The 24,997-nt window shown below is 42.0% G+C and carries 19 protein-coding genes and 3 pseudogenes; 9 read left to right on the forward strand and 13 right to left on the reverse strand.

Going from position 1 to position 24,997, the window contains the following annotated elements; translation table 11 throughout:
- Positions 1 to 678: 678 nt before the first annotated feature.
- Positions 679 to 1,155 carry a CarD family transcriptional regulator gene (locus J2S25_RS16640; protein WP_044395855.1) on the reverse strand — a complete coding sequence of 159 codons (477 nt, stop codon included), beginning with the start codon at positions 1,153 to 1,155 and terminating at the stop codon, positions 679 to 681.
- A gap of 394 nt (positions 1,156 to 1,549) precedes the next feature.
- Here J2S25_RS16640 and arr point away from each other — a divergent pair.
- Positions 1,550 to 1,966 (forward strand): annotated as a pseudogene (gene arr, locus J2S25_RS16645) (NAD(+)--rifampin ADP-ribosyltransferase).
- Between the two features lie 20 nt (positions 1,967 to 1,986).
- On the opposite strand, the pseudogene J2S25_RS16650 reads toward arr, so the two are convergent.
- From J2S25_RS16650 to J2S25_RS16675, 6 genes and pseudogenes are all read right to left on the reverse strand, one after another.
- Positions 1,987 to 2,217 (reverse strand): annotated as a pseudogene (locus J2S25_RS16650) (type II toxin-antitoxin system death-on-curing family toxin); the annotation flags it as partial.
- A 686-nt stretch (positions 2,218 to 2,903) separates the two neighbouring features.
- Complete coding sequence (locus tag J2S25_RS16655) at positions 2,904 to 4,172, reverse strand: cytosine deaminase (protein ID WP_307192444.1); 1,269 nt, start codon at positions 4,170 to 4,172, stop codon at positions 2,904 to 2,906.
- Positions 4,173 to 4,176: 4 nt separating this feature from the next.
- Entirely contained in the window at positions 4,177 to 5,442 is a 1,266-nt protein-coding gene (gene codB / locus J2S25_RS16660; RefSeq protein WP_307192445.1) for a cytosine permease, read from the reverse strand.
- Between the two features lie 576 nt (positions 5,443 to 6,018).
- On the reverse strand, positions 6,019 to 6,444 hold the full coding sequence (locus J2S25_RS16665; RefSeq protein ID WP_044393961.1) for an acyl-CoA thioesterase: 426 nt from the start codon (positions 6,442 to 6,444) through the stop codon (positions 6,019 to 6,021).
- Between the two features lie 260 nt (positions 6,445 to 6,704).
- Positions 6,705 to 6,863 (reverse strand): DUF3934 domain-containing protein, encoded by a 159-nt coding sequence (locus tag J2S25_RS16670; protein ID WP_084221813.1) that lies wholly within the window; start codon positions 6,861 to 6,863, stop codon positions 6,705 to 6,707.
- Positions 6,864 to 7,226: 363 nt separating this feature from the next.
- On the reverse strand, positions 7,227 to 7,763 hold the full coding sequence (locus J2S25_RS16675; protein WP_307192446.1) for a cupin domain-containing protein: 537 nt from the start codon (positions 7,761 to 7,763) through the stop codon (positions 7,227 to 7,229).
- Positions 7,764 to 7,929: 166 nt separating this feature from the next.
- Here J2S25_RS16675 and J2S25_RS16680 point away from each other — a divergent pair, with 166 nt between their 5' ends.
- Positions 7,930 to 9,756, forward strand: a complete 1,827-nt coding sequence (locus tag J2S25_RS16680; RefSeq protein ID WP_307192447.1) for a S9 family peptidase — start codon at positions 7,930 to 7,932, stop codon at positions 9,754 to 9,756.
- A 616-nt stretch (positions 9,757 to 10,372) separates the two neighbouring features.
- Here the strand turns inward: J2S25_RS16680 and J2S25_RS16685 are convergent.
- The 4 genes from J2S25_RS16685 to J2S25_RS16700 are packed head-to-tail and all read right to left on the reverse strand — an operon-like array spanning position 10,373 to position 14,993.
- Positions 10,373 to 11,443, reverse strand: coding sequence for a glycosyltransferase family 4 protein (locus J2S25_RS16685; RefSeq protein ID WP_307192448.1), 1,071 nt, complete (start codon positions 11,441 to 11,443; stop codon positions 10,373 to 10,375).
- Positions 11,440 to 12,429: an NAD-dependent epimerase/dehydratase family protein gene (locus tag J2S25_RS16690; RefSeq protein ID WP_307192449.1), complete on the reverse strand. Its 990-nt coding sequence runs from the start codon at positions 12,427 to 12,429 to the stop codon at positions 11,440 to 11,442. The genes J2S25_RS16685 and J2S25_RS16690 overlap by 4 nt, the downstream gene beginning before the upstream one ends.
- A complete protein-coding gene (locus tag J2S25_RS16695; RefSeq protein WP_307192450.1) occupies positions 12,392 to 14,146 on the reverse strand; it encodes a glycosyltransferase in 1,755 nt (584 codons plus the stop codon). The genes J2S25_RS16690 and J2S25_RS16695 overlap by 38 nt, the downstream gene beginning before the upstream one ends.
- A 49-nt stretch (positions 14,147 to 14,195) precedes the next feature.
- The gene (locus J2S25_RS16700; protein WP_307192451.1) at positions 14,196 to 14,993 is read right to left on the reverse strand and encodes a sulfotransferase family 2 domain-containing protein; all 798 of its coding nucleotides are present in this window, start codon (positions 14,991 to 14,993) and stop codon (positions 14,196 to 14,198) included.
- A 263-nt stretch (positions 14,994 to 15,256) separates the two neighbouring features.
- On the opposite strand from J2S25_RS16700, the gene cysC reads away from it, so the two are divergent.
- The 4 genes from cysC (at position 15,257) to J2S25_RS16720 (ending at position 21,440) form a co-directional block, all read left to right on the forward strand.
- Positions 15,257 to 15,862, forward strand: coding sequence for an adenylyl-sulfate kinase (gene cysC / locus J2S25_RS16705; protein ID WP_307192452.1), 606 nt, complete (start codon positions 15,257 to 15,259; stop codon positions 15,860 to 15,862).
- A 24-nt stretch (positions 15,863 to 15,886) separates the two neighbouring features.
- Positions 15,887 to 17,032, forward strand: a complete 1,146-nt coding sequence (gene sat, locus J2S25_RS16710) for a sulfate adenylyltransferase (protein WP_307192468.1) — start codon at positions 15,887 to 15,889, stop codon at positions 17,030 to 17,032.
- Positions 17,033 to 17,192: 160 nt separating this feature from the next.
- Positions 17,193 to 18,953, forward strand: a complete 1,761-nt coding sequence (locus tag J2S25_RS16715) for an SLC13 family permease (protein WP_307192453.1) — start codon at positions 17,193 to 17,195, stop codon at positions 18,951 to 18,953.
- Positions 18,954 to 19,106: 153 nt separating this feature from the next.
- Positions 19,107 to 21,440 carry a TOTE conflict system archaeo-eukaryotic primase domain-containing protein gene (locus J2S25_RS16720; RefSeq protein ID WP_307192454.1) on the forward strand — a complete coding sequence of 778 codons (2,334 nt, stop codon included), beginning with the start codon at positions 19,107 to 19,109 and terminating at the stop codon, positions 21,438 to 21,440.
- Positions 21,441 to 21,657: 217 nt separating this feature from the next.
- Here the strand turns inward: J2S25_RS16720 and J2S25_RS16725 are convergent, their stop codons facing one another.
- The gene (locus J2S25_RS16725; RefSeq protein WP_044394600.1) at positions 21,658 to 22,041 is read right to left on the reverse strand and encodes a DUF4183 domain-containing protein; all 384 of its coding nucleotides are present in this window, start codon (positions 22,039 to 22,041) and stop codon (positions 21,658 to 21,660) included.
- A gap of 169 nt (positions 22,042 to 22,210) precedes the next feature.
- On the opposite strand from J2S25_RS16725, the gene J2S25_RS16730 reads away from it, so the two are divergent.
- On the forward strand, positions 22,211 to 22,612 hold the full coding sequence (locus J2S25_RS16730) for a DUF4183 domain-containing protein (RefSeq protein ID WP_307192455.1): 402 nt from the start codon (positions 22,211 to 22,213) through the stop codon (positions 22,610 to 22,612).
- An 84-nt stretch (positions 22,613 to 22,696) separates the two neighbouring features.
- Here J2S25_RS16730 and istA read toward each other — a convergent pair.
- Positions 22,697 to 23,620, reverse strand: a pseudogene (gene istA, locus J2S25_RS16735) (IS21 family transposase); the annotation flags it as partial.
- A 190-nt stretch (positions 23,621 to 23,810) separates the two neighbouring features.
- Here istA and J2S25_RS16740 point away from each other — a divergent pair.
- Complete coding sequence (locus J2S25_RS16740) at positions 23,811 to 24,086, forward strand: hypothetical protein (protein WP_307192457.1); 276 nt, start codon at positions 23,811 to 23,813, stop codon at positions 24,084 to 24,086.
- Positions 24,087 to 24,223: 137 nt separating this feature from the next.
- The gene (locus J2S25_RS16745; RefSeq protein ID WP_307192458.1) at positions 24,224 to 24,487 is read left to right on the forward strand and encodes a hypothetical protein; all 264 of its coding nucleotides are present in this window, start codon (positions 24,224 to 24,226) and stop codon (positions 24,485 to 24,487) included.
- The last annotated feature ends 510 nt before the right edge of the window (positions 24,488 to 24,997 follow it).

Genomic DNA, 24,997 nt, shown 5'->3' on the forward strand with positions numbered 1-24,997 from the left:
CTAAAGCCAACCAAAATTCATCTCCCACCTACTCATTGGGCTTTAGCCCTTCCCATTCCTTGAGGATGGGAGACTTCTTTCGGAAATCCGTTAAATTCCATTATAATCATATAAATCCTTCCTAGATTAACGCCTCCGGAAGAATTTAATTAAACGTTTGATTAAATGGATGCACATCACCGTCCCCTGTCCCACATCGACCAGTAATCTTTACCATTATTATGTAATTAAAAAGTGGTTCCCTCGTCTGGAAACCATTTTTGTAGTGAACCATATGGTGATACCAATTCGTTTTCTCTTTTACGTAAGGAAGCTAAACAATTATATTTCACTGTCTCAATAGATGCAGAAAATTCTTAAAGATAGAGGTGAGATTGATTGTATTTTTTTCTAGAAATAATGACTTAAATCATAGATTGTATACCTAAAACAATGAAAGCCCTACCTCTCTTTCATCCTTACAGCTCCTAGTCCGTGCCAGTGTGAATCAGGATTGCAAAAATCAAGTGACTATTTATCGAGTTATGTAAAGGAAAATAAAGTGATAAAAATGGATTAGATTGTAGAAAAAACAAAAGAGGTTCATGCTATGCTCTAAAGGTGAGTTGGAGAAGTTAAATGTCTTTGAAAAGATTTATTTTAATAATAAACATAAAAAAGAGATGTATTACAGAAACCTTAACAGAAACTTTTTATTTGATTTTCAGTAATTCCTTTAATTAATCCCAGTTCACTAATCAAAGATTGATGTGCGTTTTTTAACATTTTTTTTTCGCTTGTATTAAGTGATTTTTCTTTCTTCATACGCATTAAATCACGTACCACTTCAGTACATTCTTGCATTTTACCTGTTTTTATTTTTTCCGTATTCACTTTATACCTTTGTTTCCATGGCAGTAATCGATCTGATTCTCCATGTTGAAAAATGTTCATGATGTGTTTTAATGCAATTATGTCAGTAACAGGGCGTATATTCGAACTCAATATTTTACCCGCGGGAATCATGACCTGCATATTACCGATCAACATTTTTATGACATAATATTGTTGCTTTTCCCCTGAAATTTCCTTTTCTTCTATGGCTTTTATTATACCTACTCCGTGCATTGGATAAACAATGTTATCGTCAATTTGGAACAAATAATCCACCTCCATATTTGGTAACCTTCTTAACCTTAACATATAGATTATTTTTTATCAAATTTTTAATAATATCATAAATTTATTTATAGCGTCAACAACTTTTTCTTTAAAATTAAAAAAAGTAACAACAATAGAAATCGTGTCGAGAAGCGAAGGGACGTACGCAACAAAAAAGGCAATCCCCCTCGTCGGCTAAAACAAGAGTGGATTACCTTCGTTACAGCGACCTATTTCGCAGTTGAATCTTACCGTTCAGCAAAATCGAAAATACCGGATCCAAACCTCCGACAACATTCTCTCTACTTCCATTATACGATTAATTATCTATTATTTATAGACTACATTTTCTAAAATCCCTGTCTTATACTGTTATATACAAATCCAAAACAATTAGAGGTGTATCAGGATGAATGACAAAAAAGCAGTCTTAGATCATGGTCCTTTCTTTCACGGTACTAAAGCAGATATGAAAATTGGAGATTTCTTAGAACCGCAGCACTTATCAAATTACCAAGACAAAAAATCGAATTAAATCTATTTCACTGCAACATTAGATGCCGCAAAATGGGGTGCAGAATTAGCAACATCTCAATCAAAAGAAAGAATTTACATCGTAGAATCCATAGGTGATTTTGAAAATGATCCGAATTTGACTGATAAAAAGTTCCCTGGGAATCCAACTCGTTCGTATCGGTCTAAATCCCCTTTGAAAATCATAGCTGAATTACGTTCATGGGAAAGACATTCCGATGAAGAAATAAATCATATGATCACATTTTTAACAAAATTACGTGAACAAGGAACTGCTGTAATAGAGGATTAATTGTTTAGGGGACATAAGACCGCATTGTGGAAGGCATGGTTCTTGGCTATTGACTCAAAAAGTGCGGCTGCTTTTTCGAAAATTGTTGGATAAGCATCACTACCAAATACAGATTGTTTTGGGCGGTTAATCGCTGAATCAAGCAGGTTTGGATCTTTTACACCTAATGGTTCATCTGGGGAATATAGACGAATTCGCACCGTATTAATAGCTATTACTTGGTTTGTTGTAAGATAGATGACTTTATCCATTACAGATTTTCCGAACGAGAAAGCCCACGCAGGTGCGATAGCACCCTCTTTAGAGGTGGGATGAAAGTTCGGTCAGACAAGGGGCAGCTTTTGCTACCTTAATTGTCTGAAAATATGCTATAATCAGCATATAGACAAGCAAAAGTCTCTAAAACATTGTCAAGTATAAGACGTTAAAACGCCTAGTGTTCATTGAAAACTAGATATTATTGTATGTGGTTCGATAGCCTAAATCATGCTATCGGTAAAACAATATGTGTCGTCAAGACAAAGACGCTAAAACATATCGAACACACACAAGCTGATACACTTGGTAACAGGGTGTATACCCTATCTGCTATATGCACTGGATAGGGAGGGGTGATGGGACACCCCAATCTTAGCACTTAGACGAAGCAGAAATGAATGGAGTCTGAAACAGGTAGCTAAGAATCCCACTGACGTTAGTCAGCTTGCGACTTTAGTCGTGGGAGTCTCAACTGTTCACTAACCCTTTAAATGCTTTGTCATGCTCCTTAACTTTGTTGCTATTGACTACAAAAATAGAATGGAATGACCTATGTTTCTTCACAAAATGAACGCTTATTATGAGAAAAGAGCTTGCACACTTGATACCGACTTACAAAATAGCGTGTTAGCCCGTTAAAATCGGCTTTCGATTTTAACAACCATCTTTACGAAAACTGCTATTTATTAAAAAGAATTTTTTCCTCTGAATCGCCAATTCGAATGGATGCTTCACTTGGTTTCGTTTCTGCAATTATTTTCCCTTCACGAATCGAGTACCGTACTGCGGCCTGCTTACGGATTGCTTCGTATTCGTTTTCAGCTGCTAGTACTATGAAATTGGCAGGCTTGCCTGTTTCGATTCCATAGCTCTCCTCGATGTTCAAGGTTTTTGCGCTGTTTGTTGTGATTAAATCGATTGAGTTCATGATTTGCTCATAGCCCATCAATTGGGAAACATGGATGCCCATATGCAGAACCTGAAGCATATTGCCTGTTCCTAGTGGATACCACGGATCAAAAATGTCATCATGGCCAAAGCTTACATTCAGTCCTGCTTCAAGCAATTCTTTTACCCGTGTGATTCCCCTGCGCTTCGGATACGTATCAAACCTGCCTTGAAGATGGATGTTCACTAACGGGTTTGCAACAAAATTGATGTTGGACATCTTCAATAATCTGAAAAGTTTGTACGTGTAGGCATCATTATAAGAGCCCATTGCTGTTGTGTGGCTGGCTGTGACACGGTTGTTCAATCCGCGTTCATAAGCTTCGGTCGCCACTACTTCAACGAATCGAGATTGTTCATCATCAATTTCATCACAATGGATATCTACAAGGCGATCATATTTTTCAGCCAGGTCAAACGCTGTTTTTAATGAAGACACGCCATATTCCCTTGTGAATTCAAAATGAGGAATGCCGCCAACGACATCAGCCCCCATTTTCAAGGCTTCCTCAAGCAGCTCTGCCCCGCTCGGAAAAGAGTTGATTCCTTCCTGAGGAAAGGCTACAAGCTGTAAGTCCACATAGGAGGCCATTTCTTCTTTTACCTCAAGCAGCGCTTTTAAAGCTGTTAACTTAGGATCCGTCACATCTACATGTGTGCGGACATGCTGGATTCCCTGGGCAACTTGCCATTTCAATGCTGTTTTAGCTCTTGTTTTCACATCATTCTCTGTTAATGTTTCTTTACGCTGGGACCATCTCTGGATGCCTTCAAACAATGTCCCGCTCTGGTTCCATTCAGGCTCACCTGCCGTCAAAGTTGTGTCAAGATGGATATGCGGCTCGATGAACGGGGGCAGCACAAGTGAACCTTCAGCATCTAGCCCTTCCTGCCCTGTTTCTTCTATTGCATTCTGTGTAATTTGATCGAACTTCCCTGCTTTTATAGCTATATTCCATAGCCCGTCTTTTCCTCTGAGTTTTGCATTTTTAATAATCACTTTTTTAAGCCACCTTCTTCATGTCTGTCATAGAAGCCTTTCTTGCCTGCACTAACACCGCAATCTTTGAAACGATGACGAATGTTAAGACTGATCCCAATAGCGCATTGATTGGCGGGATGCCTGGAACAAAATTCGCTCCTGCAATGCCAACGCCCCATGCTAGTAAGGCAATCCAGTTAACTGCTTTAAATTCCATTTCTTCAAATCGCTTGTATTTTCCTCGATTGACGATGAAATAATCCGCTAAAATAATCGCTCCGATTGATGGCAGAGCAGTTCCTAAAATCGTCAGCCAGCCAACAAAGTTATTGTAAAGCCACATTGCTGCAATCGTACCGACGATGCCATTGAAGATGACGACCTTGCTTTTTGCGATTTTAGTAATATTGGAAAACCCAAGACCTGAAGCGTATAATGCATTATCATTTGTTGTCCAGATATTTAAGCCTAGCACGATGATTGCCGGGATAATCAATTTTTGCAGGAACATTACCTCTGAGATATCAGACTGCCCTGTGGCAATCGCACCAATTGCTCCAAACACGAACATAAGAGAATTTCCGATAAAGAAGGCCACGACTGTTGTGATGACAGCTGACTTTTTCGTATGGGCAAAGCGAGCAAAGTCTGGTGTCAATGTACCTGCACTGATGAATGATCCGACAGTAATTGTTAACGCCGCTGCCAGTCCAATCGCTTCAGTTGGCTGATATTGCAATAATCCTTCCAACCCGCCAGCTGTTTCGGTTGCTTTAAAAACTGAGAAGCTTCCTAATACAGTGATTAGGGGTACCGCTATGAAACTAAGAATTGCCAGGGCCTTCATTCCGAAGAATGCGGTAGCTGTCATTAAAATACCAGCAACAGCGATGAGCAAAGTCGTATCCATTCCAGTCACTTTTTGGACAGGAAGAGCGAACATCGCTACCCCAACTCCAAACCAGCCTACCTGTGTAGCTGCCAGTAAAAACGAGGAAAGATAGGAGCCTTTTTCCCCAAAAGCATAGCGGGCAAGCAAATGGGTTGATAACCCCGTTTTAGCTGCGATATAAGCAAGGGCTCCTGTATAAGCCCCAAGAATCAGGTTTCCTGCCAGGACAATTCCGATGAATTGAATAAATGTTAACCCAGTTCCTAACGTTCCCCCAGACCACATACTAGCTGAGAAGAAAGTAAGCCCTAGCATCACAACAAGCATTTTCCAGAATCCACTTCGGTTACCTTGTGGCACGGCCTGTAACGGAAAATCTAAATCTACTTTTTTCATTTCAATTCCTCCAATGTCTATTGTTTTGAATCTGGTACCGAAGAGATCTTCGATTTAGACATTTGGAAACGAAAAAAGGCTACTTGCCGTTTTCCGACAAGTAGCCTTTCCGCCATGATAAACCAAAGAGCATGGGTATACCTCACCCAATGGCCATCATTACATCCGCTGTCCTTGTCAGCCTCACGGGACTGAATTAAAGGTACCAGTATTTAATTGTTCTTAGTATCACAGAAATTCTGCTAGATGTCAATATGGATATTTTGATAGGATGATATTTCTTGAAGGATTTAGTCTTTAAGAAATGATTTAAAGGAGCATTTAACATCATATTTCACTTCTATGGCCCACCACGATTGGAATACAGGAGACCCGCTCATTTTGAAAGATGAATCGGAAATGAAAAAGACCGTCCCCATCTCCCGTTATCCCTCAATCGTTTTTCATGAAATTTTGTCTCTCCAAGTATTTCAGCATTGTTTGTGAAAATTCCTGATCGGTGCCTGTGGATTCCATCATATAATTCCAAAATAATCCCACCTCAGTATCAGTTATCACAAAGGATAGTTCCGTTTTCTATCCTTTTTCCAGTTCTACTAAATATTCCTTTAATCGATCTTTTGTTTTAGAGGAGAGCGGCGCCGACTTTCTAGTATGCTCGTCCATTTGAACAATAACGGTCTCAGCCATCGCAGCAAGCTTTCCTTTTTGATAGATTCCTTGAAATAAAGAAAAGGAACTGCTGCCAACTCTTGTAATGGCACTGCCGATTTCCACTGTTCCAGGCCACCGTATTTCTGAAAGCAGATCCAGCTTTAGGCTCGCTATGACGAACGCGGCGTTTTCAGCATGCAGCGGCTCATTTGCATAGAGAAGCTCGGTTCTTCCCGTTTCCAGGAAGGTTGAAAACAGTGCGTTATTCACATGTCCCTGTCGATCCGTATCTGCATATCTGATCTTGTCATATGCCTTTAATGGAAAAGCTTCATATTCTGGTTTCATCTGAATCACGATCATTCCTCCTGCATGTATGCTTTCTTGTTAGATACTTCAACAACTTAAACGACAATTCCTTCTTAAACCTGTTTGCTCTTCTTTAAATGATGATATCCAATTCAGTTGCAACTGAAATAATCAAAGAGAAGTGCAGGTCCTGCTTGAGACCCTGGCATGTTTTTAGATGATAGTTTGTATTAACGAACTTTCCCTCCAAAGAAAAAAACACTTAGAGAATCAACTCTATGTGTTTTCTGAAATCTCTATCAGTCATCATTACTCGTCTTGGAACCATCTGTGTTTTTTACACCTTTACTTTTGTAAGGTTTAGCACTTTTTGCTTTGTTTGCACTGGCTTGCCAGCGGTTCCAACCTTTTTTTCCTGTTCCACTGCCTGTTCCGTTTTTACCCTTGGTTTTACTCATTGAATCAACTCCATTATTCTTTACGTTGTTCTACCGCTCATTGAATAGTCTTAACCATTTTAAATTGGCAAAACCAATAAGCAATGAAATATAAGCATATTACATTAGTTAGTATTTTACCAACACACAATGAAGGGATGATGTCCCCTTGCTCCAATTTAAAGGTAAACTCCAGATTTTATCAACCAGACGCTATGTTCAGATGACTCATTTTAACGAACTTTCCCTCATACAAAAAAGTAAGAAGGAAGGCGAAAAGCTTTCCATGCGATAAATTTACATCAAAGCTCGGATTCCTTCTCCTTACGTCTTATCCGGAAAAAAAAGTGAAGAGTAGCCTTTTCAGATTACATAGTTAGATTCTTACAATACCCTTGTCGCCGCCATCGCATCGGCTTTCGTCCTATGAACAGTTCCGAATGGATGGTTAGGGGGAGCGTAGATGGAGTATAGCTTTAAAGGAGTATTACCGGTATTGGTCACATTATGCCATGTTCTAGCTGGAACCATGATTGCAAAATCGTCACTGACCGGGCTTTGAAAGGTTAGGTTCTTTTTGCTCTTGCCCATCTGAACGATCCCCTGGCCTTGCTCGATCCGTAAAAACTGATCTACATTAGGATGCATTTCCAAACCGATATCACCGCCAACAGGGATGCTCATCAACGTGACTTGTAAATGCGGTCCTGTCCATAAAGCCGTGCGGTACGTGTTGTTTTGTTTCGTCGCTTCATTGATATTGACCACATATGGATTTGGTCCATAATCCGCTAAAGGAATCCTTCCATTACCGTTAGGATAGCGGTATGCATGAAAGCCGTTCACCTGCAGCACTCCATAAGGATTAGCCCACTGACCAGACTGTCTTCCATAGTAGTAACCATTTGGATCATAGTACATTTTTGTCAATCCCTCCCTAGTTTATCAACATATCCTATGCAATTAATACGGGTGGAGACACAATAACAGTTGTTCATGCATTAGCTCTCCCCTTCGCAATCTTTAAAAAGGTTTTTACAGTTATTGAGCGAATTCTTAATGTAATGGATAGGAGATGGGAAAAATTATGGTTAAAGAGAGTAAGGTCACTGAAGTAAAGCGGTACACAATACAGCAGTTTTATGAATCAGAGTCGATAACGGATAATTCGATTTCATCTGATGGCAGGAAAGTTTTGTTTTCAGGAGACAAAACCGGGATTTACAACGCATATTGTCTGTCAGTTGACGATGGAGTGAGGACACAGCTTACGCACTCTGAGGATAATGCAGTTCATATTGCAGGCTATTTTCCCGATGATGACCGGTTTTTATTTTTAAGTGATAAGGGTGGGAACGAAATCTTACATATTTATGTAAAAAATGAGAATGGGGAAGAGCTTGATCTCACTCCAGGAGAGCAAGAGCGTGCGAAATTTTATGGCTGGAGTCAGGACGGAAAAAGCTTTTTCTACGGGTCCAATAAGCGGAAGCCTAGTTTCATGGACGTCTACGAAATGGATATTGCCACTTTTGAATCTACTTGTATTTTTACGAATGAGGAAGGATATGAATTTGGGTCTGTCTCTCTGAATAAACAGTTTATTTCCTTAGGAAAAGTGAACAGTGCCAATGATTCCAATGTTTATGTTTTTGACCGGCAAACAGAGCAGCTTATGCATGCCACTCCGCATGAAGGGGATATCCAGAACATCCCACAAGCATTCTGCAGGAATTCCGAGACCCTTTATTTCCTAACTGATGAAAATGAGGAATTCTTCTATCTGAAAAAGTATCATCTTTTTACAGGGCTAACAGAGGATGCTGTGAAGGAAGATTGGGATATCATGTTCACGCGCTTCTCCAAACAGCATACCTATATGGTTTATGGGGTTAATCAGGATGCCAGTACTGTCGTCAAGGTCCTTCACACAGGAACTGGAGATTATCTGGAGCTGCCTCAACTTCCAGAAGGGCAGATTTTGGACTTGAAATTTTCGGCAGATGAGAGTCTGATAACTTTCTTGTTTAACAGCACGACTTCGCCTACGAACTTATATAGCTACGAGCTTGGAACAGCTCAATTAAAACAGCTTACTGATACTCTTAACCCGGAGATCAACCAAGCGGACTTGGCAGACGCGGAAGTGATTCGTTTCCATTCTTTTGATAGATTGGAGATTTCGGCAATTTATTACCAGCCAAATGTGAAAACAGGCGAAAAGGCAGCTGCCCTTGTATATGTCCACGGAGGTCCTGGCGGGCAGTCAAGAACAGATTACAACCCGCTGTTACAATACCTGTCCAATAACGGTTATGCTGTTTTAGCAGTAAATAACCGCGGCAGTTCGGGATATGGAAAAACCTTCTTTAGCGCGGCCGACCTGAAGCACGGGGAAATTGATCTTGAAGATTGCATCCAGGCCAAGAAGTTTCTCCAGGAGCAGGCTGATATTGATGGCGAACGGATCGGAATCATTGGCGGAAGCTACGGTGGCTATATGGTTCTTGCCGCGTTAGCTTTCAGACCGGATGAGTTCAATGTCGGGGTGGATATCTTCGGAGTCTCCAACTGGGAACGTACGCTGAAAAGCATTCCGGCCTGGTGGGAAAGCTTCCGAAACGCACTTTACAAAAAAATCGGAGACCCGTATACGCAGACAGAATACATCCGGAGCATCTCACCACTGTTCCATGCTGACAAAATCAACAAGCCGATGATTGTTTTGCAGGGCGCAAATGACCCGCGTGTCCTCAAGGTCGAGTCTGACGAAATCGTGACTGCATTAGAAAGGAACAATGTACCGGTGGAATATATCGTCTTCCCTGATGAGGGACACGGATTTATGAAAAAGGAAAACCGGATAAACGGCTACCGAGCCGTCTTGGATTTTTTGGAACATTATTTAAAATGATCGTACTAAAAAAATCGTCTGGAGTGACTTCCAGGCGATTTTTTCGGCATAAATCCACGAAAAATGAATTACATATTTTCCGAACGAGAAAGCCCACGCAGGTGCGATAGCACCCTCTTTAGAGGTGGGATGAAAGTTCGGTCAGACAAGGGGTAGCTTTTGCTACCTTAATTGTCTGAAAATATGCTATAATCAGCACATAGACAAGCAAAAGTCTCTAAAACATTGTCAAGTATAAGACGTTAAAACGCCTAGTGTTCATTGAAAACTGGATATTATTGTATGTGGTTCGATAGCCTAATCATGCTATCGGTAAAACAATATGTGTCGTCAAGACAAAGACGCTAAAACATATCGAACACACACAAGCTGATACACTTGGTAACAGAGTGTATACCCTATCTGCTATATGCACTGGATAGGGAGGGGTGATGGGACACCCCAATCTTAGCACTTAGACGAAGCAGAAATGAATGGAGTCTGAAACAGGTAGCTAAGAATCCCACTGACGTTAGTCAGCTTGCGACTTTAGTCGTGGGAGTCTCAACCTAATCGTTTCTCATTTTTTAAACTACGTTGAATGCTAACAATTCCCTTGACCTAGGATCCACTTGTCTCACCCTACTCCCAAATCCTTCAGCATTTTCTCGAAGTTCTCTGCGTATTTTTCCAGGCTGAAGTTTTCCTTTAGATGTTTTACGCCGTTTTCGCGGATTTGCTCTCGTAATGGTAGATTGTTCATCAATTCGGTGCCTTCCTTGATTGCATCCTCGATATTTCCAATCGCATAATATTTCCCTGTATAATTATGAATCACCGAGCTTCTGACTCCATCTGAATCGGTTGTAAGGATCGGGCATCTACAGCTCATCGCTTCGAGAATCGAGTAGGGAGCCCCTTCTACTTTGGAGGTGGAGCACAAGAAGCCGCCGGAATCCCCTATGATGGAATAATAATCCGCCATTTGATGATTGGGGATGTTTTGCAGGGTAACCAATTGATCGCTCAGCCGATAATCTATTACCTTCTGTTGGAAACGCACACGCTCTTGCGGGGTGGACAGTGATGGGTCTTCGAACATGAATAACAGAAGGTCTTTATTCGCTTTCACCAGCTTATTTCCAATCTCTATGAATTCTGTCCAATTCTTATTTCCTTCTAATCTCCCTACCCAGCCTATAATCGGACCCTTCGCCTTTTTGATCTGCCGGTAGGAGAATTTTTCTGAATCAAAGCAGTTATTAAAGCTGAACTTCTTCTTGTTTGGGAAAAACTCTTCAATCAGGCAATCGATATGCGGGGTGCAGGGAGTCAGCAGTCCGTCCGCATACTTTTGGATTGAATGGGATGCCATCACGAAAAAATCTCTTGCTCCTTCTTTCGACCCGAGCCCCTGGATTTCTAGAACAAGCGCTCCCTTATACCCCCATGCCCTATATTTCGAGAGAGAATAAAAATCAGAAATCACAATTACAGCCTGATAGTTGCCGGCGAGCAGGATTTTTTGGATTTCATCGTCTTTCTTGGCAATGAACACATTCCCATCATGGTGATTGATGGTATCCCGCTTGTTTTCAAAATAAAGGAAATCGCATTGAATATTCTTTTTTTTCAGGGCCGCGGCTCTTTGCCTGTTAAGCGTCTCGACCCCCCCGCTTGGAACATAGAAGACAAATAGTACCTTCATTCTTCGTCCTCCTTTTTACCATCCTGTACGGTGCTTTGATAATATTCGAAGGTTTTTCTTAAACCAGCTTTCAAGTCCGTAACTGGCTTCCATTGCAGGGCTTCTTCTGTTTCTCTTATACATAAATAACTTTGCCGAATATCGCCTTCTCGTCCGGGAACATAAATCGGATCGATGTCAGAGCCGCTAATGGATTTCATGAGGCGATAGAGCTCATTGATAGAGACTTGTGTCCCTGATGATACGTTCAATGTTTTTCCGCTGCCATGATGGAGCGCCTGGACGTTCGCAGAAACAACATCCTCAACAAAAACAAAGTCTCTCGTCTGCTCTCCGTCTCCATAAATAACCGGCCGACTATTTTGGGCCAATGCTGTTGAAAATACAGCGACCACTCCGCCTTCCAGTTTTGAGTTCTGCCTTGGCCCATAAACGTTCCCATATCTTAAAATTGTATAGTCTAGTTGATATAACTTTTTTGCGAGGCTTAAATATAGCTCTGAAGCATATTTTGAAGTTCCGTATGGTGAAAGCGGCCTTATTTTATGCTGCAAATCGATCGGGAAGTATTCTGGTTTTCCGTAGACAGCGGAAGAGGAGGCAAAAATCATTTTCTTCACCTTGGATTGAATGGCAGCATCCATCACTTTTAACGTCCCACGCACATTCACCTGCTCGTCGTACAAGAAATTTTGAATCGATTTATGGACATTGGCCTGGGCAGCAAGGTGAATCATATAATCTGGACTGAATTCCAAAACTGTCGGGGTAAACCGATCCTCCAAGATGTCGCATATTTCCAACCTGATCCCTTCCTGGCGCAGATTCCCAAGATCTCCTGTTGCCAGGTTATCAATGACAAGAACGTCATAATTCCATTCAGCAAGTTTCTGGGCCAAATGCGAGCCTATGAATCCGCATCCACCCGTGATTATCACCTTTTCCATCTTATCTTTGTTCCAGAGCTGTGCGGCAAATGTTCTCAAAGGTATCGACACTCCTAGTCAAGGTCCACTTTTCAGCCTCTTGTTTCCCGTTCAAGGCAATTTCTTTTCTTAAGGCAGGATGTTCAATCAGGCGAATGATGTCAGCGGCAAGCCTATTTTCATGCCTGTAAGACATCAAACACGTCTCCTCGTGGCGGCCATACTCTGTATTCCCTCCTGAATATACTGTGGCAAGGGCTGCACCGCATTTCATCGCTTCCAACCCTGGCAGCTGCGCCGCTTCATAAATGGAAGATGCAACAAAAATATCTGTCTGGCTGTATAAAGAACAAAGTTCAACATCGTTCTGTGGAGTATGGACGACAAAACGGTTCGATTTCTTTAATTCTTGTAAAAATGGGGAATGTTCGAATTCCCTTGGAGGACAAATAAAATTGTATTGCAAATCAGGGTAGTGATGCTTCACGTTATAGAGCTGTTCAAACAGATAATTTTGATCCCTGTGCCAGGCATCCCCGCCCTCCGGCTTCCTGACAATAGCTGAAATTTGCAGGTTTTTATTCTCTGCCCGCAGCTCTTGATCGACAAAATTCGGGCTGACATAGATTGGAATGGTCTGACCCTTCAGGCCATGCAGCAAGTGAACGAGCTCCTGCTGGTGTTTTGATAGAAGCAATAGATACGGAGCTTCAAAGTAGGAGGGAAAAGTAACATCCTGATTAGGAAGGAACACCGGTTCATAACAGAGGCTTAAGCGGAAGTGCAGGCCCCTCCCTTTTTCAAAGGCTTGCTGAGCCGAGTCTACAGTTGTATAAAAATTCGATACAATGATATCGCTCGGCGGATAGTCGCTCCACTGTAGGGTCGTATCGTTCGCGTACAGGATTTTCGCACGGACATCGTATTCTTTGATGCTATATTTTGGCATAAGGATGGTCACATCATGTCCCCTGTCTACAAGGCTGTTGGCGATGTCAACCAGCATGCGCTGAGCACCGCCTTTGTTCAGCGACAGGATCGGGAAGGTGAACTTCATCCTTTTTTCTTTCTCCATCATCATGTTGAGTACCTCCCTGTATTGATGTTGGATTTTTTCAATTTCTTTCGTCTGGAAATCGGGATATTTACGTGAGCCCATTCCTTCATGAACCCGGTATTGGACGAGCGGCTCATTGAGGAAGTAAAATTCATAAGATTGCACGGCTCTCAGCCAAAAATCATAGTCCTGGGTATAGAGCAGCTTTTCATTGAAGAGACCGACGGAGCCTATTACTTCTTTCCTCATCATGACTGTGCATCCATTGATATGATTGGAGGTTTTCAGGTTCCTGAGAAAATCGACTTTACGGGAAATGACAACCCCTGCGGAAGAAACGTACACTTTGCCTTCTTCATTCATCAAGGAGAAATTCGTATAACTGATATAGGCATTCCTTTTTTTCATGAATGCTACTTGCTTTGCCACTTTATCCGCGGAATAAAGGTCGTCGGAACTGAGCCAGGTGATATACGTTCCTTCCGCTTTTTTAATCCCCGCATTCAAAGCGCTCCCTGTTCCTCCATTTTCTTTTTCCAGATAAATGATTTTGTCCATGTATGGCAGGATCTTTTCCTTGTATCGATTCGATCCATCGTTGACGACCACGACTTCTTTGTTTGGATACGATTGATTTAAAGCGCTCTGAATCGATAAGTCGATATACGGGCAATTGTAAAAAGGAATAATAATTGATACTTTCTCCATGATTTCCTTCATCCTTCTCTCCTGACCAAGATTCCAGGCAGGTGATGATCATATTTCATGCTCAACTCCCCGACCTCCTCTCATATCCATAAATCTCGAAATCCTTTTGGAAGATGTCATTGACAAGGCGGATTGCTTCTTTGTCATAAAAGCTTTCATAGGTTGGAAACCGGCCGATTCCAATAAAGCTCTCATTCGTCAATTCCCTGTCAGCCCAATCTCCCTTTAGGACCATCGATTTTTTCATATGATGAGATGAATTGGCCAGCTTCTTGATATTGGAGTTCTTCAGCTGGTAGGTGCTTTCTAGCTGTTTTATTTCCGTAGTAAAATTCTCCAGATGGATATAGTGTTGGACGAAATTTTCTTCTCCTTCGGTATACTGGGGATGGAAGTGATTATCTGCCATTTCCTGGTGATCCCGGATATAGCCCAAAAATTGCTTAAAAGTGATCCCCTTCTCCCTATCTTTGTCTCCATAGAGAACCGACCTGATTTTCTCCCATTCCTGATTCCAGTAAAGGCTCTTGCTAGTCAACAGGATCATAAACTGGCTCACTGCCCTTGTATAAGGATTGCGGACGAGCTTGAAAGCATCCTTTTCTCCAGAAACCGCTATTTCGAAAAGCTTGTCGCGATAATTGGCTTTGTTCTTATAAACCTCCTGATCGTAAAAATGAATCCATTCGTTATAAGCAAGTGCTTCATCCAATAATCCAATCTGGTCATAAAACCATTTTGCCAATGTGGTACAACCGCTTTTTTGGCTCCAAAAAAGGATCAGCGGGAACTCTTCCTGTACGTGCGGCACTCTATATTTCACAACATGATCCCAAACCTTTTTCAGATCAACGCTCAAATGATCACTACCTTTCTTTTACTTTCCTGCAGTTATTTATCCTCTCTAGTTACTACAGTATGCCAAGCCGCAGTGTTTGCTATAGGCAGAGAGATTATCTTGTCTGCCAGAATGCCTAATGTGAAAAAATACGTTCATAGCAGGCGGATTTTCTATACAAGCCGGCAGGAATTGCATATTTTACTATCAATCCAACTTAGTGGCCAATTCAGTTCCCGGTGGTACTTACAGGGGCATCCCCTTCTGGAAAGGAGGAATTTTACTTGGAAAAGAAAGAATCAGCAGCCACTATCTTTTGGCACAGGCACGCCGTTACAAAAGAAGACCGACAGCGGCTCCATGGTCATAAGAGCCTCATGGTTTGGTTAACTGGACTGTCAGGTTCCGGAAAATCAACAATTGCCAACGCTGTTTTGCTTGAATTATTTAACAAAGGAATCAGCGCCTATCTATTGGATGGTGATAATTTGCGCCATGGGCTCAACAGCAATCTATCCTTTTCTCCCGAAGACCGGAAAGAAAATATCCGGAGGACGGCAGAAACAGGCAAATTGTTTGTCGACGCAGGAATCGTCGTTCTTTCAGCGCTCATTTCCCCCTTCAGGGAAGACAGGCTGAATGCCAGGACCATTTTAGGTGAGGAGAATTTCATCGAAGTGTATATCAAATGTCCTCTCGAAGAATGTGAAAAACGTGATCCAAAGGGTCTATATAAAATGGCCCGAAGAGGGGAAATCAAGCAGTTTACTGGCATTGACCAGGAATACGAGGAACCGGAAGCAGCGGAACTCGTCCTCGACACAAGCGAGTCCTCGATGGAAAAGGCAGTCGATACTTTAGTCACTTTTATCATGGAAAAAATAATCTAGGATAGATAGGGAGGGATTGATTTGGTGCCTATCACCCCACACGGCGGCGTCCTTGTCAATCAGGTTGATTTAGGCAGCGATCTTACAGAGATCGAGGTGGAAATCGAATTGGATGCGATGGCTCTTTCGGACCTGGAGCTGATTGCCACTGGAGCATACAGTCCGATTGATGGCTTTATGGGCAGAGAAGACTATCTTTCTGTTCTTCAAAATATGCGGCTGGCAAATGGGATGGTTTGGAGCATTCCCATCACACTTGCCGTTGATGTGGACAGGGCAAAAGTCCTGTCACCTGGACAGAAACTTAACTTGAAATACGGCGGGGAAAGCTATGGTGTCATGGAGTTAAGGGAAATGTACCATCCAGACAAGAAAAAGGAAGCGGAAGCCATCTTCCAAACAACAGACTTGCAGCATCCGGGAGTGAGCAAGCTTTTTGACCGGCCCGGCCTTTATCTTGCAGGCCCTGTGAAGCTGACAAAATTCCCGAAGAAGAATCCAGAATTTTCGCGTTATCACCTGACACCGCAAGAAACAAGGAAAAGGTTCACAGAAAACGGTTGGAAAACAGTCGTCGGCTTCCAGACGCGGAACCCCGTCCACCGCGCACATGAGTATATTCAGAAGACAGCACTGGAAACAGTTGATGGGTTGTTCCTCCATCCATTGGTCGGCGAAACGAAAAGAGACGACATACCGGCAGCGATCAGGATGGAAAGCTATGAAGTGCTCCTTGAAAATTACTATCCAAAGGACATGGTTGTGTTAGGCGTCTTTCCGGCTGCGATGAGATATGCTGGTCCGAGGGAAGCCATCTTCCATGCGCTTGTCAGAAAAAACTATGGCTGCACCCATTTTATAGTCGGCCGGGACCATGCAGGGGTAGGCGATTACTATGGCACTTATGACGCCCAGAAAATCTTCGGCCATTTCCGCCCAGAAGAACTAGGCATCACCATCCTCGCTTTTGAACATAGCTTTTATTGCAAAGCGTGCGGGAACATGGCCACCAGCAAGACATGCCCCCACTCCGCAGAGGACCATCTGCACCTTTCCGGAACGAAAGTCAGGGAAATGCTCCGCCAAGGAAAATTCCCGCCACCACATTTCACCAGGCCCGAAGTCGCTGAAGTCTTGGTAAAAGGGCTGACGGCTGACCAGACTCATTAACATAAAAACGAGCTGCTCACTCGTTTTTATGTCATTACATCCCTATATAATTTTCATTCATTTGTGAATGATGCTTTAGTTTTTCAGGCGAAAATCATGTACAGGCATCCTAACCTCCACATACCCTGTCATTAGTATGATTTTAAGGAGGAATCAAGTAATGACAATCCAGGCAATAGGTCTATGTATCATTCTTCTAGCCATGTTCATTGCCTTGTTGAGGGAGCAGCTGCCTCCAGAAATAGGAGTTTTTCTCGCTCTTGCCGCCATCACTCTCTTTGGGATTCTAACACCAGAAAAGGCTTTATCTGGTTTTTCTAACCCGGGAGTACACACCGTTGCAAACCTATTGATCGTAGGTGCTGCCGTATCAAGAAGTGGTCTGCTTCATGGCATCATCGAAAAAATATTAACAGGAAGCAAGTCCATTTCCTCCATCATCCTAAAAATCATGCTACCGACTGGAATGTTGTCGGGATTTATCAACAACACTCCACTTTTAACCATTATGCTGCCTTCGGTCCAAAGGTGGGCACTTGCCAATAAGGTCAGCCCGTCTAAACTCCTCATCCCTCTGTCCTACGCGAGCATACTCGGCGGAACAACCACCCTGATTGGTACTTCATCCAATCTGCTTGTGCAAGGATTGCTACTGGAAAATGGAATCAACGGGTTCCAACTATTCGACTTTGCCTTTATCGGGGTGCCGCTAACGGTGATCGGAATACTCTATTTTTCCTTATTAGGACATCGGCTGCTGCCAGACAGGAAGCCGAATATTGATAAATTCCAAGAAGAACAGTATTTATATATCCATCATTACAAAGTCAGGCAAAATTCCACCCTGGTTGGCAAGTCTATAACAGAAGCGATGCTGCAAAACTTGGACCATCTATTCTTAATCGAAATTCACCGTGATGGCAAATGGATCACCGCCGAAAAAGATGAAATCATCCACGCAAATGATATCCTTTTGTTTTCAGGGAATCCAAAAGGAGTCTTGAATGCCGGACTCTATCTTGGCCTGGAGAAGTGCCTGGAAGGAGAAATTCCAGAATTGTCAAACTCACGGTCTGCCCTTATCGAAGCAAGTATCCCTGAAGGATCTGCCCTGGCTAATAAGAGAATCAAGGATATTCATTTCCGTTCAAAATACCATGCTATCATTCTAGCAATCAAAAGAAGAGGGTGCGAAATCACCAGCGGTTTTGGCAATCTGCCTCTTAAAGAAAACGATACCCTTGTGCTGATGGCCGACCAACATTTTTTAAAAAACTGGGGAGAATCAGATATTTTCCGCCTGCATTCTTCTGTTCAGCCAGAGCCGAAAAAAACAGGCTGGCATATGGTCATGATCTGTATTTTGCTGCTAATGATGGGCATGGCGGTCTTTCAGGTGATGTCCATTTACAAAATCTCCTTGTTCACAACCGTCCTATTAATTTCCACTAAATCGATCAGTCTGGCTGATGCCTTTCGTGCTGTCAATTGGCGGCTGATCATCATGATGGGATCCTCAATAGGAATCGGGAAGGCCGTGGAATCAACCGGGCTGGCAAAAATCCTGTCAGAACTTCTTTTATCCATTGGCGGAATCAGCGGGTTACTTGGAATTCTAATCTTCTTTTTCCTGGCAACCATGCTCCTGACCGAAATTCTTAATAATCTTGCAACTGCAGCTGTGATGTTTCCTGTCGGATTCAGCATTTCAGAGAAATTGATGCTGGATCCCCTAATGTTCGCGATTGTCACCGCCATAGCCTCTTCCTGCAGTTTCCTGACCCCCATCGGCTATCAGACGAATATGATTGTTCTTGGACCTGGCGGCTATAAATTTTCCGATTACCTTAAAGCAGGATTCCCCTTGAGCCTGCTCTGCATGGGAGCCACCATCCTGCTGGTTTCAATCAGGTGGCTTTAAAGGCGGCACTGGGGGGTTCTCCCGTCCCATTTGAGAAACGAAAAATATTTAAAGGATTTGCATTTTTTCCCTTGTTTCCATCTTCCATTTGTCCTCTAAACCTTTTATCCCGTACAATAGAAGCAAATTATTATTTAATTCAGAGGGGCGCTTATGTATCAAAACAAAACGCTGGAGGACTGGATTGTGGAGTGCAGCCGCTTGAGGAAGGAGAATGCCTACCTTAAGCAGCAGATTGCCGGTCTTCTCCATCAGAAAAAAGCAGAAAAAAATTCATTAGAATCTCCTGAGGTTGTGACGAAACATTCGCCGTTGCCTGTAAAAATCCAGCTTTTTAACAGCTTGTTCAAAGGGCGGGCCGATGTGTACGCGACTCGCTGGGAAGCTAAGGATGGACGGGCTGGATATCTTCCGGCATGTGCCCATGAATGGGATCGGCCAATTTGCCAGAAACCGAAGATTAAGTGTTCAGAGTGCCAGCATCGCACGCTGTTGCCTCTAACTGATCAGGTGATTGAAGGCCATCTTTTTGGCCAGCATATTGTTGGCCTGTATACGATGCAGAAGGATGAATCATGCTCGTTTCTGGCGGTTGATTTTGATAAAGAGAATTGGCAAAAGGATGTATTGGCGTTTATTCAGATTTGCAAAGCGTACGGTATTCCATACAGTTTGGAACGTTCCCGATCAGGCAATGGCGGGCATGTTTGGTTTTTCTTTTCTGAAAAAATGAATGCTGCTCTTGCGCGGAAACTAGGCTTTGCATTGCTCTCCAAAACATTGGAAATTCGGCATGAAGCGGGAATGGATTCTTTTGATCGCATGTTTCCTAACCAGAATACTCTGCCTAAAGGCGGCTTTGGCAATTTGATCGCCCTTCCGCTGCAGCGTCATGCGGGTCTGAACGGAAATAGCCTGTTTGTCGATGACCGTTTCATTCCATATCCTGATCAGTGGATTTACTTGTCGACGGTGCAAAAGCTGTCCAAAAAAGATGTCGTAAACTTTTTGAAAAAGTTGGATGCTCCATCAGGTGAACCGTTCAAGGCAGATCACATTTTTCCAAAAAAATTAATGATAGTGGTTAAAAATGGGCTTTATATAAAGAAAAAACTGCTCCCTTCCTCCCTTGCTGCAAAATTAATGGAGCTTTTTACAATAAAGAATCCTGAGTACTACAAGGCGCAGTCGAAAAGATTATCGACCGCCAGTATTCCCAGAGTCATCAATTGCTCCGGGGAGGATCTGGAGCATCTCATCCTTCCCCGCGGCTGCAAGGAAGGTCTCGTTGCATTACTCGAAAACCACGGAATTGAAGCTGTTTTTAAGAATGAAACGTATGAAGGAGAGCGATTGGATATAGAGTTCACCGGTAAGTTAACCTCCCAGCAGCTGGACGCTGTTTCCCAGTTGATGCAATACGATCACGGGGTATTGTCTGCCACAACTGGTTTCGGAAAGACGGTTGCCGCTGCCGCCTTAATCGCTGAACGGAAAGTGAATACGCTGATTATTGTCGACAAAACTCAACTCAAGCAGCAATGGGTCAGCCAGTTGGGTTTCTTTTTAAATTTGGATAAAACAGAGATTGGCGAAGTAGGTGGAGGTAAAGAGAAGATTACTGGAAATGTGGATGTTGTCACGCTTCAAAGTCTTGCCTATAAGGGCGAGATCAAAAGCTTTATCACCCAGTATGGGCAAATTATAGTAGATGAGTGCCATCATATTTCAGCATTCACCTTTGAAAGGGTTCTGAAGCATGTCCGAGCAAAATACGTTTGCGGCCTAACCGCAACACCAATTAGGAAAGACGGATTACATCCAATTATTTTTATGCAATGTGGCCCAATCCGATACAAAGTAGATGCCCGGAGCCAGGCAAAAGTCCGACCGTTTGTGCACAAGCTCATTGTCAGGAATACAGATTTCACTTCAGATTCTGATTCCATCCAGGATCTATATAAATTACTGGCGAAAGATGAGGAACGCAATCAGCAGCTGTTCGATGATGTATTGCATACTCTGGAAGAAAAACGCTCTCCGATCATTTTAACAGAACGAATTGAACATCTCGAACAACTCCAGAACATGTTCAAAGGTTTTGCCAAGAATATCATTACGCTTTCCGGCAATCTGTCTAAAAAAGAACAAAGGTCCACACTCGAGAGACTGGCAAGCTTAACAGACTCTGAAGAACGGCTAGTAATTGCGACTGGTAAATATATTGGGGAGGGATTCGACGACGCACGCCTCGACACCCTCTTCCTAGCCATGCCAATCTCCTGGAAAGGGACACTACAACAATATGTCGGACGCCTCCATCGACTGCATGATAACAAACAGGAAGTACGAGTATATGACTATGTTGACCAAAATGTGGCGATGCTAGAAAATATGTTTAAGAAAAGGAAGAGTGGATACAGAGCGATGGGATATATAACGGAAGGCAAAGATCAGCATAATGCTGAGCAGATGCAGCTATTTTAATGTTTAGCGAAACCTTTATCCTTTCTTAACAATTTTCATGTAAAAACACCAAAGGCTCCCAGTCAAGATTGGGAGCCTTGGATTTGTAAATTGGACAATAGCCATAGCTTACTGTTGTTGTAAGCTTTTGACTATCCCTTTTTTAAGAAGTAGGAGAAAGTTCATTCCAGACTTAAATGGTTTAAATTTTTAAATTAACCGTCCCCTAGTTGCGTTCCTATGATGCGACAGTAGTGGTTGAAGCGGGGGCGTAGTTGACTACTTGTAACACGACTGAAGTGTTTTGCAAAATTGTACTTCCTCCTGCTGGAACTGCAAACGCAAGAGAACCGACAGCTGTTGCTCCAGGTGTATACGTAGAATTTCCTTGCTGCTGCAAAATACCATTGATATAAACGTTGAAGTAGCTGTTGTTTGATGTTAAAGCGGGTAGCGCAGTAACCGCAGAACCATCATCTTGGAAAAATGAGGCTGCATCGATCGACAATGTACTACCAGCTGCTGTTTCTGCTGTTGTCACATAAAAAAATTTCGCTGGACTTGGGACCACATTGGTTGTTGTAGAAGCAGTAACAAGCAATTTCATAAGTTGTAATGCCAAATTTTCTCCTCCTTCCAAAAAATGTATTTAACACAATATAGTTTATGTATTTGTTCTTTTATTGAATGAGAAATTTACCCCTAGTCGGAGTCCATTTTTCCATAATTTTCATGAAAGTGATCACCTTTTTACCCATGAAAAGATAAAATGATGAAAAAGGATGTAAAAAATGATTGCCAAAAAAGAAATAACCAAGGTTAATCCTGGTATTAATCATTGCTGTCATCATTGTGATCATTGTTCGCAAATTTTCCCTCCAAAATGGTTGATTGAACTATTATTGGCAAGTCAATGCAAACAGGAAAAAGTACTAAAAACAGATCTTCTTCAGTACAATGCAGTTTCAGACGGAAAGAAGTTTATCTATACAGATAGCGATGAGGAACTTGACTATGGGAAAACAGGAATTTTGGATCCTAAAGAAGTTTCCTTTTATAACCTGTTTATAAATGGCGTGCTACAACCTGCTACTTTATACACAGTTTCAAAAGGAGTGCTAGCCTTAAACTGTAGTGAGCCTCCAATCGCAGGGGCAGTAATTATATTACAGTTCGTAAAAGTGATCGGCTGAAGCGACACAGGAACGTTTCGCACGTCTTATTCGGATACCTGTCCGAACTTGAGCCTACTTCGGACAGGTTTTGCGGGAAAAGGAGGATACTTGTGGTTTTCTATTACGTATTTCACAAATTTCATATAAGTACTGATTCGCTGCCTCTATCGTTTCAAAAGTGTCACGAAAGGCAAATGCTTTTCTTCGAATCACTTCCACACTACGCTCGACATGGCCTTTTTCATTTCCACGACGAACATTACAAAAGCGAAAGTGAAAACCATAATAAAGAGAGAGTTTTAATAGGCCATCGGTAGGCTCTTTTTCGGTTCCGACAAAACGTTTGACGGCTACCCTCATATTGTCATAGACCATCGTTTGGTAAACTCCACCGGTTTCTTTAAAAAATAAGGCGTGAGCTTCTTGAAAGCATTCCATCTTCTGTTTCATAAATAAAAAGGCCATCCGGTAATTTCCAAAGGCAGAAGTAAATACTGCCATTTGCAGCTTCCGCCACTTACCATTAATATTGACTTTCACTTCACCCCAATCGAATTCACAAATATCCCCAGGAATATAGGATCCTTTAATAAAGGCTTCTTTCACCTTTCTTTCTAACTGGCGAATCGTTCGAAGCACGGTACTGTAACTAGCTTCTACTCCTTCTGATTCTAACGCCTCAAACACATCTATTGGCTTTTTTACTTGCTTTCTAAGGCCCTTTTGCCGTTTTGCATCATTTTCTTGAAGATGGGCCATAACTTTTTGTTCTATTTCCTGAGTCATTACTCGCTTTGTACGAACCCCAACCTTATATTTAGGGGCCTCTACAAGATTCTGAATTAGTTCTCCTGTATGTACATCATCATTGCACTGTTCAATTTCTATTTTTTTATTTTCATATTCTTTGATATATTTACTAACTGTCTTTCTATCAACTCCTATTTCACTAGCAATCTCCCTTTGTGATCTCCCTTCCCTTAAATATTTTAGTAATACCTCTTGTTTTTTATTCAATGTAATCAACTCTCCAGGCTCCCCACATAATGGAATTATCTCTGCAGGGTTATTTATAACACTGGGGGAATTTTCAATGACTCCGGTGGCCCACTTTTAGATTACTATATACAACAGTAATTGACGAATATGAACTGGAAGTATCAGAAGATTTATGGGCATTGGTTATTAATTTTCTAAATAGCAAGGGGTTTCAAGGATGATTTGTTCTTACTGCCAAACAGAGAACAATAAATTCGCAAGCGAATGCAATTTCTGTAAAGCTCCTTTAAAGGTTGAGCGTCCGTCCTTAAACAGAGAAGTCATGGAAGAAGATTATGAAAAGCCATTTCCCATTTTAATAAATTATCACACTTATCACTTGCTGCTGCTGCTAAGAAAGGCAAGGGAAGAACGGACAAGGTGCTATCACCTCATGAGAGGTGTCCAGAAGGGCTCTAAATGGATTGAAATTGCTTCTGAGTTTGTTTGCTGAAAGTGAATATAGGCGTTATACGGCTCATATGAGGGGCATAGAAGGTATCTTAATAGATAGAATGGGGTACAAGCCTAAACGAATTGATGATAAACTATTAATAAGCTTACAAGCGAAAATTGAAAGGGAGAAGTAAAATGTCCGATAAAAAACTAGATATGATTTTAACGGCTTTAACAGAGTTTAGGAGCGATTTTGATGAGTATAAAAAAGAGAATAGAGAGCAGTTAAGCCGTATTGAAGGGGCTGTTATTCGTTTAGAGGAAAACCAACCGCAAGACATCATGGCAATACTTAACCAGATCAATAAAAAGCTTGATGACCGTGATAATGAGTTGCAAGTTTTAAATAAACGTCTTTTCAAAACGGAAAGTGAAATGGAAAGGCTAACTCGTCAATAAGTCTATGAAAAAGGACTTTTTATTGTTATTGTCGAAACATAGAGAAATGAGAAAAACCGCCTTAGCTTTGGACGGCTGGCGGTTTCTCAAAACGTGCAAGAGATTAATCCCTTTATTAACTTTTGAATATTTATATTCTACCATACCGGGATCAATTTCTGCTACATAAGGGAGAGAAAAAGTAGTGGGGAAAAATAATTATTGAATTGATACACATAATCTTTCAAATCTGGATACCATCTTCTATATAAAATAATTTTAGAAGTGACAGTTGCGTAGCTAGCATTAACACCAGATAGGAAAGCTACGGCCAGTGAGATAGCAATTGTCGTCTTTGCTATTGAATCTACTCCGGAAGCATTGTATGCCTGCTTAACAATGGTGATAAGGGCGCCTATTAATGCTGAACCACTTACCAGAAGGTTAATGTCGTGCTGGATGGTGTTGTAATAACTCCATGCTGTTCCAAAGGGTGGTTTGCACAAAGGCTATAAGCCTATATTACCGGCC

Origin of the sequence: Mesobacillus stamsii, from assembly GCF_030814065.1 — a bacterium.
GTDB classification, from domain to species: domain Bacteria; phylum Bacillota; class Bacilli; order Bacillales; family Cytobacillaceae; genus Mesobacillus; species Mesobacillus stamsii.